The organism is Mitsuokella sp. AF33-22 (assembly GCF_003475755.1).
Classification (GTDB): domain Bacteria; phylum Bacillota; class Negativicutes; order Selenomonadales; family Selenomonadaceae; genus Mitsuokella.
Genome location: NZ_QRQA01000006.1, coordinates 38,054 through 50,469, shown reverse-complemented (window position 1 = coordinate 50,469; position 12,416 = coordinate 38,054). Strand labels below are relative to the sequence as shown.

Genomic DNA, 12,416 nt, shown 5'->3' with positions numbered 1-12,416 from the left:
CTCAAACATGTATCACATCGCAAACGACCCGCGCGCCAAAAAATCAGCGGCGCTCATCGCCAAAAGCGTCCTGGCCTTGTCACAAGAAACACCTGCCGACCGGCTTGCCATCGCCTCCATCCAGCGTGCTTCTTCCGTCAGCCGCAGCACCTTTTACCGGCTCTTCGATACACCAGTGGATGTGCTGCTCTGGCAAATCGATCAGCTCTTTGACAAATTTGCCCGTCAAGTGCCGCAGAAAAAGACCCGGAAAGACATCCTGTTTTCCTTTTTCTACGCCATCATGGAGCACGCAGATCTGCTTGTCGCGCTCGAGAAATGCAATCGCCTGGATGCCCTGGCCCAGTGCCATCAGCGCTATTTCCAGCAGATGGGCTCCTTGTTCGGCATCCCGACAAATCATGCAGACGGCGGACAGGAATACCTCATCGACATCATGAGCTACTTGCTGCCCGTCGCCATCTCAACCTGGATTCACCGCGGCCAGAGCGATACCCCCGAAGAAGTCTATCGCTACTTCTGGCAAAGTCTCCGGACCATCGCCAAGCTCGACTCGTTATGAAATCATCAGATGACCGCATAGCCGTTTTCCTGCAGGACGGCCATCGCCCTCTCAAAATTCTCTTCCTTGACCAGGATGTAGTCCGTGTTGTAGGTCGAGACGGCAAAAATCCCGATCTTGTTCTCAGCAAGGATCGTGGAAAGCTTGGACAGGATACCGATGAGCGAGAAATCCAGTGTGCCCTCGATGCGGAAGGCCCGCCAGCCATCTTCGCGCGCCGTCGTCTGAGATGGCGTGTCCTCGGTCTTGCAGACCAGCGAGAGTTCTTCGTCCGTCTTGGCGAGGAAAAAGAAGTCTGATTTTGTATCCACTTTGTCCATCGCATCCAGCTTGCATACCGTCAGCGGAAAATCGATCTTTTTCAGTTCCATATGCCCCTCCTTAAAGGCGCTGCTCTGCGGCGCGTACGGCATGGCGCACGCAGTCGTCGCAGGAGCAGAGCATCTTGCCCGTCTCAATGCCCTTGAGGTCCTTGCAGATCGTGGCACCGGCTTTTTCCTCGAACTCATACAGGATGTCGCGCATGACGGCTGCCGTCGGCCTGCCGCTCTTGTTCATGAGCCCCATGACCATGCCCGCGCCGCAGAGCGCGCCGCACGTCGCCTCCGTGCAGCCCATGCCCATGCCAAAGCCCGAGCCGAGTGCCCGAAGCTCTTCCTCCGATTTGCCGAGCTCTTCGGCAAAAGCCAAGAGCACCGCCTGCGCGCAGTTGCAGTTCTCGTGTTTATACGCCACGGCCTGTTCGGCCCGCTTATCCATATCCATGCTAATCCCCACCTGTTTTTCAATGTATTTGCTTCTCTATCATTATACGTGATTCCTGCCGTCTTGCAAGTCTTGTCTCATCCCTGGCGCTCATGGCATTTCCCGCAACAAGCCAGCCATTGCCCGTGTGCCGCCCGACGCTGCTCCGAAACACTCACTTATTGTTGCACAATGTTAGTACATTGTAATATAATTAAATAAAAAGGAGATGATTTTATGGCTACAAACGCAACCATGACCATCCGCATTGATGCGGATCTGAAGCGGCAAGCAGAAGCAATCTGCGAAGAAATGGGACTTACGATGTCAGCCGCCGTTACCATTTTCACGAAACGCCTGGTCAAAGATCGCGCAATCCCGTTCCGCGTCACGGCCGGTGACCCATTCTACAGTGAAACCAATCAGCGGCATCTCCAAGCAGCGGCCCAACGCATGGATGCCGGAACCGAAAATACATACATTCATTCGTGACATCAAACGTCATGGCTATGATAGCGGCGGACAGGATGAACCATTACGCTATTTGGACGGCGGATGGCACAGCAAACGTATTGATAAAAAGAATCGCTTTGTTTATCGAATCTTGGATGACCGTTTGGAAATCATCCAATGTCGCAATCATTATCAGGATTGATGGAGAACAGGAGGTTTTTTATGTTTCGCAAGATGAGACGATTTAAGCAGCAGCTTACAGACGAAGCGTGCATCCAGATTCTCAAGCACGAAAAGCGCGGCGTGCTGTCCGTTCTCGGGGATGACGGCTATCCCTACGGCGTGCCGCTCGACCATTACTACAATGAGGAAAATGGCAGACTCTATTTCCACTGCGCAATGGCCGGCCACAAACTCGATGCCATCCGCGCCTGCGACAAGGTGTCGTATTGCGTCACGGGAGAAGGTCATCACGAAGACGGCGTTTCCTGGTCGCTGACGTTCCGCAGCGTCATCGTCTTCGGCCGCATGAAGGTGCTCGACGATCACGCAGCAGCCCTGCACCTTGCCCGCCTGCTCGGCGAGAAATTCACACAGGATCAGGCGTATCTCGACAACGAAATCAAACATGCCGGACCGCGCATGCTCATGCTGGAACTGACGCCCGAGCACATCACCGGCAAGCGCATCAACGAATCCTGATCGCATCGGCGCACCGGATGGATGCAACAGACCGCCAGACTTTTCCCATTTTCCATCAAAAAAGGCACTGCCAAGCGAGCAGTGCCTTTTTTGATGGAGTCCGTTCTCCTTTATGCGTAGAGACTTTTGAGCAGATCCACATCGATATCGAGGTCGGTATTCCCCGCTTTGACATACGCCACGACCTTCACGCCCGTCAGGGCCTCGATCATGGCGGCGTTGTCATCCTGCATGAGGTCCCCCGGCACAGGACGCCCAGGCTCAACTCCTTGACGAGATCGTCGAGCACGACATGCTGCTGCTCGTCCCAGCGCAGCGGACAGATGATACCGCCGCTCCCTTCCATCGTGAGATACTGGTACCGCTCCCTCGCGCGTGCAAAATCCGCCTTTACCCGGTCAAAATCGATTGGTCGATGATTGAGCTTGGCTGCCAGATGCGGGGATACCGCCTCCTCATACACATACGTGACGAGATTCTCCGTCTTCTCGCCAATCCTGGCCACGCGGTTGACATAGAGCGCGTCGCCCGGCTGAAGATACCCCTCCTCATCCGCGAGGGCCCCAAACCGCACGCCGAGCATCAGGCCCGCGAGTAGCGTAAACATGCCGGGAATTTCGTTGTTCATGATCCAACCGAAACGGATGGTGTCCAATGATTATCTGCTGGGACGAAGAAGCATGGAACGATTATTTCCTGTGACATGGGCCGATTTTTGTCTGTCAAAAGACTGTATACTGTACACTTTTACGGTTCAAGCAGGAAAATTCCCGTTCATGGTGAATGCTAGAACTAAAAGGTATATTTTGTATTTCATTCAGGGATACATAGAGGTGATTATTATGTCAAATGAAAAAACTGCCACTTCGTTTTCGAAGAAATACGGACTCCTCTTTGCGGTCCTCGCGATGCTCGTCGTCTTCCTGCTGCCGACACCGGCCGATCTGACCACGGTCGGTCATCGCATGCTGGGCATCCTGATCTTTGCCATCATCGTCTGGATCACGGAGGCCGTGAGCTATCCGGTCAGCGCCGCCATCATCGCGACACTGATGATCCTCTGCCTCGGCATGAGCCCAAATCCGCAGGACCCCATGAAACTTCTGGGAACCTCAAAAGCCGTCGGCATGTCGTTCGGCGGCATCACGAGCAACGGCGCCGTGCTCGTCGGTGCGGCACTCTTCCTCGCGGCGGCCATGATGCACACGGGGCTTGACCGGCGCATCGCCCTCTTCATCCTCTCGAAGGTCGGCGCGAAGACGAACCGCATCCTCGCGGGCATGATCTTCGTCGGCTTCATCCTCACCTTCTTCGTGCCGAGCACCACGGCGCGCGTCGGCTGCATCGTGCCGATCGTCCTCGGTATCATCTCGGCCTTCAAGATGAAGAAAGACAGCCGCTTCGCCGCCCTGCTCATGGTCGCGACCATCCAGGCGGCGAGCATCTGGAACATCGGCATCAAGACGGCGGCCGCGCAGAACATGGTCGCCCTCGGCTTCATCGAGAAACAGCTCGGCGCGACGATCTCGTGGGCCGAATGGTTCCTCGCGGCGGCGCCGTATGCCGTCATCATGTCCGTCATCCTCTACTTCGTCTGCCTCAAGATGCTGCCGCCGGAAACGATGGAAGTCGCGGGCGGCAACGAGACGGTCCGCCAGGAACGCGCGGCCCTCGGCCCCATGAAGCCCGCCGAGAAAAAACTCATGGTCATCTCGCTCGCACTGCTCTTCCTCTGGGTGACGGAAAAAACGCTCCATCCGCTCGACACGACGACCTCAACGGTCATCGCCGTCACGATCATGCTGCTGCCGGGCATCGGCATCATGAACTGGAAGGAAGCACAGGCCCGCATCTCGTGGGGCACGCTGATCCTCTTCGGCGTCGGCATCAGCATGGGCTCGGCCCTGCTCTCGACGAAGGCCGCCGCCTGGCTCGCGAACCAGCTCATGGACGTCTTCGGGCTGGCCAGCATGAGCGTCTTCATGGTCTTTGCCATCCTCGCACTCTTCCTCATCGTCGTCCACCTCGGCTTCGCGAGCGCGACGGCCGTCGCCTCTTCCATGATCCCGATCATGATTGCCGTGCTGCAGGGCCTCGGCAACGACGCCCTGAACATCGTCGGCATCACCATGGTGCTCCAGTTCGTCGTCAGCTTCGGCTTCATCCTGCCGGTCAATTCACCACAGGGCATCCTCGCATTCTCGACCGAAACGTTCTCGGCCAAGGACTGCATCAAAGTCGGCCTGCCGCTCACGATCATCGGCTACGTCCTCATGCTGATTTTCGCCCAGACCTACTGGCACGTGCTCGGCATCTTCTGATCCCCAATACCAAAAAGACGGACTGCATCGCCATGACCGTGCAGCCCGTCTTTTTTCTTCGAGAGGAAAAGCAAATCGTTTGCCAAAACTCGCCGCCTATTCGTTTCATCGGCAGCGCTTTTGCTTTCGAAAGTACCATGATATAATGAAAAATAAAAGAAGAAAAAGAAAAACAAAGTGTGGTGCGTGCTATGTGGTTAGAGAAGCTGATTGTAAAGAATTTCCGCAGCTTTAAGGAACTTTCCGTTTCATTTGAGCAAGATTATACTATCCTCATCGGCGTCAACGGTTCAGGAAAAACTTCTGTCCTCGATGCAGCTGCGCTTGCTCTGGGCGGATTCTTGGCCGGGCTGGACGGTGTGGAGACAAACTCCCTTCACCTGGAGGATGTTCGCTATGCGATGTACGAACAAGGAAGCAGTGTAACGCGTGAACGTCAATATCCGCTGATTGTGGAAGGGCATATGAACCTGCAGCCCAGTCACGAACTGGTTTGGTCGCGGGAATTAAACAGCGACCGCGGCAGAACGACAAGCCGCCATGCGAAATCCATCATGGATTACGCTGCCGGTTTGCAGAAACAAATACGGGACGGCAGCCCGGATGTCGTGCTCCCGTTGATCGCCTACTATGGTACAGGACGTCTCTGGGCACGGAAGCAGACACGTGCAGCCAAGGCAGCCAAACGACGCCTCGGCCTCAGCTCCCGTATCCGCGGGTACAAGGACTGTCTCGACGCCGCCTCAAATGTCCAGATGATGCTGGAATGGTTCGAGAAAATGACCTACCTGCAATTGCAGGAAGGAAAGGTGATTCCGGAATTACACGCTGTAGAAAAGGCAATGGCGGATTGCTATGCAGAGATGGATGACCGGGCTTCAGCTGTCCAAGTGCGTTACAATGTCAAATACGAAGAATTGGAAATCCTGATACGAAGAGCAGATGGAACATTGGAATACCTGCCGCTCCACCAGCTGAGCGATGGTATCCGTACGATCCTGACCATGGCAGCAGATATCGCCTATCGCATGGCGATACTCAATCCACAAATGCTCGCAGCTTGTGTCAAGGATACGCCTGGTATCGTGCTGATTGATGAAATTGACATGCACCTTCATCCCGCCTGGCAAAAGAACATCATCCGGAACCTCCGGCATACCTTCCCCCACGTACAGTTCATCCTCACGACACACGCGCCAAGCGTTCTGGCCAATGTACATCGAGAGAACATCCGCATTCTGCAGGAGAATCGGGCAGATATACCAGCGGTCAAGAGCTGAGAGAAGCTCTATAGACCGAGCAGGGCGGTCTTTGTGCCTATTGCATGCAGCGAATCCATCCTGAACCTGAACGAAGAACATCTCGTCGATAATCGGCAAAAGAGGTTGATGGCATTGAAACGAGCTCTCATGCAACGCTTCGGCAATAAAGGGATATCCGGACAGGTATGGAATCGCCTATACGAAAAATACGCGCCCAAGCAGGGCGAAGAATACCTCCCCTATGTTGGGATCCTCCTGTGGTATATTCAGAAAAAGATCCATAAGACTACTGTAAAATAAAAACGGCCCGTCAAGTCCTTTCAAATAAGAGAGTGCCATTGCATTCTCTTAGCCACAAAAATCCGTTTGGCAATTCTCTAAAACGGAATTTGCCTGACGGATTTTTGTAGTTCCTTATTCTTATCGAATCTATTCACGTCTCTTTACAACAGCCAACAAAGCAATCTCCAAGGACTTCCAGTTCAAGCCTGCGCTTTTGTCCAGATGTTCTTTCATGAATACCAAGGCCTGGCGTTTTTCGCTTTCTGTAATCTTTTGTTGCTGCAAATCTTCGTGCTCTGCGATAAACGCATCAACATCTTCAACAGTCCATTTATCCTCGATGGCATATGGCCAGCCCTTGACCGATACATTTTCTTCTTTCAGGTCTTCATCGGTCATGACATACTTTCCCTTGTCTGAATCTTTTATGGCCTGCCTCAAGGCATCTTGCCAATCATCTGCTTCTACCGTAATATTCTTTGCATATATATTTTCTATTTTAATTGTAAATTCCATAGCTCTCTCTCATGTTACATCATCGTTTTCATGCGGTATTCGCCCCGCCCCAAGAACTCCAAATATCCTTTATTGCGTAGGAACTGCAACTGTTGGCGAATTTTGGGATGGACGTTATGATTTTCTGGATGTCTTATTTGCAAATAATCAGAAAAATCATATACATCCTGAAGCGAAAAATACTCTTTGCCCAGTTTCTCCAAGCAGTAAAGCACATCCATCAGCCAGCCACGAGCTGAAATTTTGCGAACAGCCAGAGCTGATGTCGCTGCCACCTTTCGACATATCTGTTCTGGCTCAAGAATCTCTCTCTGACGGATAACTGGTATTTTCCCCTGAGTCGGAATATTACGCCAAACGATATTGCATCCAGTCCAACCTGCGCGTTGGGCTTTTGATGAGAGTGGCTTTCGCTTTCGGATAATTTCTGTAGTGAAAAAATATTTGGGGATAATCCAAAGATTCTCTACCACGTACTCTGGCCGTCGGTATTCCATAACAAACAGATGCGGATTATGTCCATCTGTCAATCTCGTCATCATGGTATGGTAGGCTCCATCTACGATAATCCCCCCAAAAGGACCATTATGACTTTTTAATTCAAAGACGCTGTGGCAGCGAGGACACAGCAAGTCAGCAACGGGCTTGTTGTTCTGCAAAGCTTCTAGATGAGGCGCTCCGCACATGACGCAATACATGTTGTCTGCCGCCCAGGCTTCGGTAATCACTCTGGCCTGTTGTCGTAAACTACGGTAGGGAGACCCAAGAGCGGCATCCATGCGTATATCCATGAAAATCCTCCTCTAAAACGATCATGGCCATTAATCAATAGACGATGACCGGGGTGTTCTTGTCGACGTTCTTGTAGATGGCGGCGGCGTTGGCGGGCGGGAGATTGAGGCAGCCGTGGGAGCCGCTGCGCTTGTAGATCTGGCCGCCAAAGGTCTTGCGCCATGGAGCGTCGTGCAGGCCGACGTTGCGGTTGAAGGGCATCCAGTACTTGACCTTGGAGTCGTAGCCCTGGCCACTCAGCATGGCGTCGCGCGTCTTGTACGTCAGGCCGTAAATGCCTTTTGGCGTCGCGTACCCCTGCGTCGGATTGCCCGAGACGAAATAGCTCTCAAGAATGCATTTGCCGTCCTTATAGAGCCAGAGCTGCTGCGCGGAGAGGCTCGCCTCGATGTAGGTCGTGCCCCAGTCCTCCTTGGCATGGACGGCCGCCGTCTGCGCGTAGACAGGCTCGCAGGTCGTGCTCTCCTTCGCGGCGAGCAGCTCCAGAAGATGCGTCATTTCCTGCTCCTGATCGATGCGCCAGCCGTAATCGCCCTGCGAAATCTCGATGTCCTGCCCCGTGCTCGTGTGAAATTTGCGCACGGTGTAGGCCGTGTCGTATTTGTCGGCCAGCTCCTTGATGAAGGCCTTGACCTGCGGCTGGTCGAAGGAAACGCCGGACGCAGCCGTATCGTCCTCCTGGAGCCACGAGACGATGCGGTCGCCCGTGAGCGTTTCGCTCTTGTCGCCGAACGTGTAGGTGATCGTGACACCCGCGTAATCCTGCTGCGCCTGCTCGAGCGGCGTCGGCGGCGTCAGGAGCCGGTTCGCGGCCGAACTGCCCGAGAGGCGGCCGCCGAGGAATACGAGGCCGACGACGAAGCAGGCCGCGAGAAATCCGGCGACGCTAGAGAATAAAAGAAGTTGTTTTCGCTGCTGTTTGCGTTCCTGTTTGCGTTCCATAGAAGAATCCGTCCTTTGTGAGCATCTTATATGCTGACCTGCTGACATGCATATGCGTACATGCGTACATGCGTGCCAAGAATAAAATCTAATTTACAACTAATGTACCACATTCTGCGCTCAAATACAAAACTTCTTCCCGATTTTTTCGGACGATTCCCCGGCGCGGCAGGCGGCGCAGCAAAAAGGAGCACCTCCAAAACGCATGGAGATGCTCCCTGGCAGTCGGCGCCACCCGCGGACTCACGGTGTGCAAGGCCGCTCAGCCGCCTCATTCGGCATGGTTGCGGCGGTTGAAATAATCGATCCATTTGGCCGTCAGCTTGATGTGCGTGACGCCGGCGGCATACGGGGCCAGGTCGTAAGGCTGGTAAATGAGCGCGAGGTCGCCGTTGCCGAGCATGTAGTAATTCGTGCTGATCGCATTGTCCCAGCGGTACTGGCTCAGGTCTTTGTCGGGGATGACTTCATCGCGGGCATTGTAAACCGGGAAGCCCAGGACCTGCACGCGGTCAGCAGGCGTCAGTCTGACAAAGTACGATAGCGGCAGCTTCTCCCCTGTCGCCTTGTCGTAGTTGAGGCCGATGTAATTCGGCATGCCGTGTGCGCCACCCGTCCATTTGTACTCGCAGATGACGATCGAAACGACCTGCTCATCCTCGTACTTGACCTCATACGAGAAACTGCCGTCGATGAAGTCGCCGCGCTCATAAGCCGCGCGGAAGTCCGCGATGTACGTGTAGATATCCGAGTTGATCGCTTCCTGCGCGTCCGGGTTCTGCGTGTAGACGAGCGGATAATTCATCGTGTAGTTGATTTTCGTGTCGGTGCCCGTTTCAACGGTGGCCCCCGCCGGCAGCGGCACGCCCCAGAGCGAGATCGTGCAGAGCCCGGCCAAGAGCAGCCTGGTCAGTTGACGCTTACGCATAAAAATCCCTCCTGTCCATCATTCAACTCCATCATTCAATACAGCCGGCGTCATTCCCCCATAATGGTATCCACAATAGTCAATACCTTCTGAAAGAGATCATCCGGACAAGGTTCCAGAAACTTCCATTTCCGTGACTGGTTCCGTGACTGGCAGTTTACATATCTCTTCATCCGATGCCCCAGTAGCTTCTAGGATATCACGAAAGGCAAAATCTTCCTTCAGCATATACAAAATCAGCTCATCCTGAACAATGCGTGCGCGATTCAAATCTCCTTCTGCTTTCATGATTCGCTTGTTATCAAGCTGTTTTGCCGTCGATTAAATCCATGACTTTTTCAAGCGGCAGGCCGGAAATCTCTGAGATTTCTTCTGGTGAATATTTTCTTTTATTAATCATGTTTTTTGCAACTGTAATCATATTTTTTATTTCGCCGCGCGCTTCGCCACGTTTTTCGATGCCTTCACTCAGATTGCACATTTCGGAAACCCCCTTTTCGAGTTGTGGTGTGACTTCGATGTCGAATTCCTGTTTGAGCGTTTTGATCTTTTCTCCTGGGCTGATGTTGTCCAGAAAGACCATGTTGAGCATTTTCAACAGGCCATGCAGTCGGTGTACTTTTTTTGTCCCAGGCAGACCAGGATAGGTGTTAGCAGGTCATAGTCTGTCTGTGGTGCATGGGATGCTCCTACGAGGTTGTATTCTTGCATTTTGTAACGCGTGATACTGTAGGACCATTCTTGCGTGGGATTGGTACAGATCCATATGGAGTAGACCTTCTGGATTTTTTCGTAGTGGGATTTGGTAAAAACGGAGCCGTACTGGCTGGATATCATCCGGCTACAGTAATAGACGGCACGTTTTAACAATGGATAGCCGGGATTGAAGTCATTCTGAGCTTCGATGTTGATGATGAGCTCAATCAGTTTGCCGTTGTTCGGCACAATGGCCGTAAAACGGATATCATAAAATACGGTGCCTTCTGTTTCGGTCTTGTCTTCGGTCTGCTGATTTTTGATGCGGAACGAACCGCCGTTGTCTGCTTCAACAACGACCGTACCAACGTCTGGTGTTCCTTGGATACAATGACGGACAATGTAGCGGAGAGAATAGCCGCGGAATTCATCCAAGCAGGTCTGAAGGATATAAGCGATGAGGCTTTTTTCGGACAGAACCTGCTTACAAGTCGCATCGTATAATTTTTTCTGCTCGTTGTTTGTATCCTGATTTTTCACGCGCTCACATCCTTTCCGTAATTTATATTTATATTTTACAATAGTAAATGATTTCATGCAATGGATGAAGAACGGCGCTACCGCAATGGGCGCAACGAGGTACGCAACGCGCACACTCCAGCAACGAACGCCCCCGAAGGAGGAAGCTTCGTTTCAATAATCAACATAACGCTTCGCTGCTACAGCATCTTCGTACAGAAAGTCCGGGCCGGACTCGAACTCAAAACCGCAATCCGTCAGGCCATCACCTATTGCGAGACACACGATATCCTGGCGGACTATTTCCAGAAAAATGAAAGTGAGGTGTTCGATATGGTCAACTTCAAATGGGATCAGAAACGCGCACTCGAAATCGCTAAAGAAGACGGCTTCGCCGACGGTATTGCAGTTGGCGAAGCACGTGGCGAAGCACGCGGCGAACGCAAAGCTACAATGAAAATTGCACTTTCTCTCTTAAAGAAAGACCTTCCCGTAGGCGTCATAACCGATTCGACCAATCTCTCACTCGAAGAAATCCGTAAAATCGCCAAGGACAATGGCCTGACTTTCTAACCAGCCGAATAAGATCCAGACACCAAAAACGAGATGCTCATTACCGGGCATCTCGTTTTTGGTAAGCACTAAACCATGCAATGGATGATTGCCTAAGGAGCCAACGCAAGCTCGCGCCCGCTGCTCCTGACAACCGTTTATCAAATATGATAGAATAAAGGTAAAAAGAACGATTAGGCGTCCCCACTGCCTTCCCCTCTGGGGAAGGTGGCAGCCGAAGGCTGACAGATGAGGTCGGGGAAGCTGTCAACACAAATATCTGCTGTTTCCCCTATCGGCCCTGCGGGCCACTTCCCCCGAAGGGGGAAGCTTCGTTTTCCTGGCAGACTATTTCCAGAAAAATAAAAGTGAGGTGTTCGATATGGTCAACTTCAAATGGGATCAGAAACGCGCACTCGAAGTCGCTAAAGAAGACGGTTTCGCCGACGGTATTGCAGTTGGTGAAACACGCGGCGAACGCAAAGCCACAATCAAAATTGCACTTTCTCTCTTAAAGAAAGACCTTCCCGTAGGCGTCATAACCGATTCGACCAATCTCTCACTCGAAGAAATCCGTAAAATCGCCAAGGATAATGGCCTGGCTTTCTGACCAGCCGAATAAGATCCAGACATCAAAAACGAGATGCTCATTACCAGGCATCTCGTTTTTGGTAAGCACTAAACCCTGCAGTGGATGGTTGCCCAATGTCCATAGGCCTTATCCGCCCTGCAAACTCAGCGCTGGATGAGGTCGTCATTTCATTATACACCCTCCCTCATATTGAAATCAAAATATGAACGGGCGCCAAGGTCATCAGGACCTTATACTGCTCTTCTCCAAAAACATCTAAATGGTTCTGAATCTGATCCTCGTGGAACCAATCCGACAATTTCGTTTCGACCGCGACCTTGAAGCTCTGCTGCACAATCACTGCATCCAGCCTCCTCTTAGGAGCATTTTCCTGCAGATTAAACGCCAGCCCCGGATTAAAATCCCATCTTGAATTTGATGCACGAACTTTATCTCCATTCATCCTTTCAATTGTCAGAATGAACTGCGAATCATTATATCTAACGGATATTTATTTCATATGTACACCTACCTCACCTCTACTATCTATCCCATACAGCGGCCGGAGCTACCG

At 52.3% G+C, this 12,416-nt stretch carries 20 protein-coding genes; 8 read left to right on the top strand and 12 right to left on the bottom strand.

All coding sequences use genetic code 11. The features are described 5' to 3' along the window. Window positions 1-7 precede the first annotated feature (7 nt). Window positions 8-562, top strand: a complete 555-nt coding sequence (locus DWZ54_RS05030) for a hypothetical protein (RefSeq protein ID WP_118474752.1) — start codon at window positions 8-10, stop codon at window positions 560-562. Window positions 563-567: 5 nt separating this feature from the next. Here DWZ54_RS05030 and DWZ54_RS05025 read toward each other — a convergent pair whose 3' ends face one another. Then, window positions 568-933 carry an ACT domain-containing protein gene (locus DWZ54_RS05025; protein ID WP_118474751.1) on the bottom strand — a complete coding sequence of 122 codons (366 nt, stop codon included), beginning with the start codon at window positions 931-933 and terminating at the stop codon, window positions 568-570. Window positions 934-943: 10 nt separating this feature from the next. Then, entirely contained in the window at window positions 944-1,327 is a 384-nt protein-coding gene (locus DWZ54_RS05020) for a C-GCAxxG-C-C family protein (protein WP_118474750.1), read from the bottom strand. A 216-nt stretch (window positions 1,328-1,543) separates the two neighbouring features. On the opposite strand from DWZ54_RS05020, the gene DWZ54_RS05015 reads away from it, so the two are divergent. The 3 genes from DWZ54_RS05015 to DWZ54_RS05005 are packed head-to-tail and all read left to right on the top strand — an operon-like array spanning window position 1,544 to window position 2,461. Next, the gene (locus DWZ54_RS05015) at window positions 1,544-1,798 is read left to right on the top strand and encodes a type II toxin-antitoxin system RelB/DinJ family antitoxin (protein WP_118015867.1); all 255 of its coding nucleotides are present in this window, start codon (window positions 1,544-1,546) and stop codon (window positions 1,796-1,798) included. Beyond that, complete coding sequence (locus DWZ54_RS05010; protein ID WP_118474749.1) at window positions 1,764-1,961, top strand: type II toxin-antitoxin system YoeB family toxin; 198 nt, start codon at window positions 1,764-1,766, stop codon at window positions 1,959-1,961. The genes DWZ54_RS05015 and DWZ54_RS05010 overlap by 35 nt, the downstream gene beginning before the upstream one ends. A gap of 20 nt (window positions 1,962-1,981) precedes the next feature. Continuing rightward, complete coding sequence (locus DWZ54_RS05005; protein ID WP_118474748.1) at window positions 1,982-2,461, top strand: pyridoxamine 5'-phosphate oxidase family protein; 480 nt, start codon at window positions 1,982-1,984, stop codon at window positions 2,459-2,461. Window positions 2,462-2,571: 110 nt separating this feature from the next. On the opposite strand, the gene DWZ54_RS12075 is transcribed toward DWZ54_RS05005, so the two are convergent. Together DWZ54_RS12075 and bioD are read right to left on the bottom strand one after the other, a co-directional pair. Further along, window positions 2,572-2,694 (bottom strand): hypothetical protein, encoded by a 123-nt coding sequence (locus DWZ54_RS12075; protein WP_255418102.1) that lies wholly within the window; start codon window positions 2,692-2,694, stop codon window positions 2,572-2,574. Beyond that, window positions 2,670-3,068, bottom strand: a complete 399-nt coding sequence (gene bioD / locus DWZ54_RS05000) for an ATP-dependent dethiobiotin synthetase BioD (protein WP_147369896.1) — start codon at window positions 3,066-3,068, stop codon at window positions 2,670-2,672. The genes DWZ54_RS12075 and bioD overlap by 25 nt, the downstream gene beginning before the upstream one ends. 235 nt (window positions 3,069-3,303) lie before the next feature. Here bioD and DWZ54_RS04995 point away from each other — a divergent pair, with 235 nt between their 5' ends. Together DWZ54_RS04995 and DWZ54_RS04990 are read left to right on the top strand one after the other, a co-directional pair. Then, window positions 3,304-4,782 (top strand): DASS family sodium-coupled anion symporter, encoded by a 1,479-nt coding sequence (locus tag DWZ54_RS04995; protein WP_118474746.1) that lies wholly within the window; start codon window positions 3,304-3,306, stop codon window positions 4,780-4,782. Window positions 4,783-4,973: 191 nt separating this feature from the next. Then, window positions 4,974-6,062, top strand: a complete 1,089-nt coding sequence (locus DWZ54_RS04990; RefSeq protein ID WP_118474745.1) for an AAA family ATPase — start codon at window positions 4,974-4,976, stop codon at window positions 6,060-6,062. Between the two features lie 411 nt (window positions 6,063-6,473). Here DWZ54_RS04990 and DWZ54_RS04980 read toward each other — a convergent pair whose 3' ends face one another. The 7 genes from DWZ54_RS04980 to DWZ54_RS11900 form a co-directional block, all read right to left on the bottom strand. Next, entirely contained in the window at window positions 6,474-6,842 is a 369-nt protein-coding gene (locus tag DWZ54_RS04980) for a hypothetical protein (RefSeq protein ID WP_118474743.1), read from the bottom strand. Window positions 6,843-6,856: 14 nt separating this feature from the next. After that, complete coding sequence (locus tag DWZ54_RS04975) at window positions 6,857-7,633, bottom strand: DpnI domain-containing protein (RefSeq protein ID WP_118474742.1); 777 nt, start codon at window positions 7,631-7,633, stop codon at window positions 6,857-6,859. Between the two features lie 34 nt (window positions 7,634-7,667). Then, window positions 7,668-8,576, bottom strand: a complete 909-nt coding sequence (locus DWZ54_RS04970; protein WP_118474741.1) for a L,D-transpeptidase/peptidoglycan binding protein — start codon at window positions 8,574-8,576, stop codon at window positions 7,668-7,670. Between the two features lie 271 nt (window positions 8,577-8,847). Further along, a complete protein-coding gene (locus DWZ54_RS04965) occupies window positions 8,848-9,504 on the bottom strand; it encodes a DUF3298 and DUF4163 domain-containing protein (RefSeq protein ID WP_118474740.1) in 657 nt (218 codons plus the stop codon). 99 nt (window positions 9,505-9,603) lie between these two features. Then, on the bottom strand, window positions 9,604-9,792 hold the full coding sequence (locus DWZ54_RS11810) for a hypothetical protein (protein WP_147369895.1): 189 nt from the start codon (window positions 9,790-9,792) through the stop codon (window positions 9,604-9,606). A 13-nt stretch (window positions 9,793-9,805) separates the two neighbouring features. Then, window positions 9,806-10,087, bottom strand: a complete 282-nt coding sequence (locus tag DWZ54_RS11905) for a hypothetical protein (protein ID WP_199663241.1) — start codon at window positions 10,085-10,087, stop codon at window positions 9,806-9,808. Window positions 10,088-10,098: 11 nt separating this feature from the next. Continuing rightward, window positions 10,099-10,740, bottom strand: a complete 642-nt coding sequence (locus DWZ54_RS11900) for a PD-(D/E)XK nuclease family transposase (protein ID WP_199663240.1) — start codon at window positions 10,738-10,740, stop codon at window positions 10,099-10,101. 60 nt (window positions 10,741-10,800) lie between these two features. On the opposite strand from DWZ54_RS11900, the gene DWZ54_RS04955 reads away from it, so the two are divergent. Both DWZ54_RS04955 and DWZ54_RS04950 read left to right on the top strand, forming a co-directional pair. Further along, window positions 10,801-11,292 carry a hypothetical protein gene (locus DWZ54_RS04955; protein ID WP_118474739.1) on the top strand — a complete coding sequence of 164 codons (492 nt, stop codon included), beginning with the start codon at window positions 10,801-10,803 and terminating at the stop codon, window positions 11,290-11,292. A 361-nt stretch (window positions 11,293-11,653) separates the two neighbouring features. Further along, window positions 11,654-11,881 carry a hypothetical protein gene (locus DWZ54_RS04950; RefSeq protein WP_147369894.1) on the top strand — a complete coding sequence of 76 codons (228 nt, stop codon included), beginning with the start codon at window positions 11,654-11,656 and terminating at the stop codon, window positions 11,879-11,881. A gap of 166 nt (window positions 11,882-12,047) precedes the next feature. On the opposite strand, the gene DWZ54_RS11805 is transcribed toward DWZ54_RS04950, so the two are convergent. Then, window positions 12,048-12,305 carry a hypothetical protein gene (locus tag DWZ54_RS11805; RefSeq protein ID WP_147369893.1) on the bottom strand — a complete coding sequence of 86 codons (258 nt, stop codon included), beginning with the start codon at window positions 12,303-12,305 and terminating at the stop codon, window positions 12,048-12,050. Window positions 12,306-12,416: the final 111 nt, after the last annotated feature.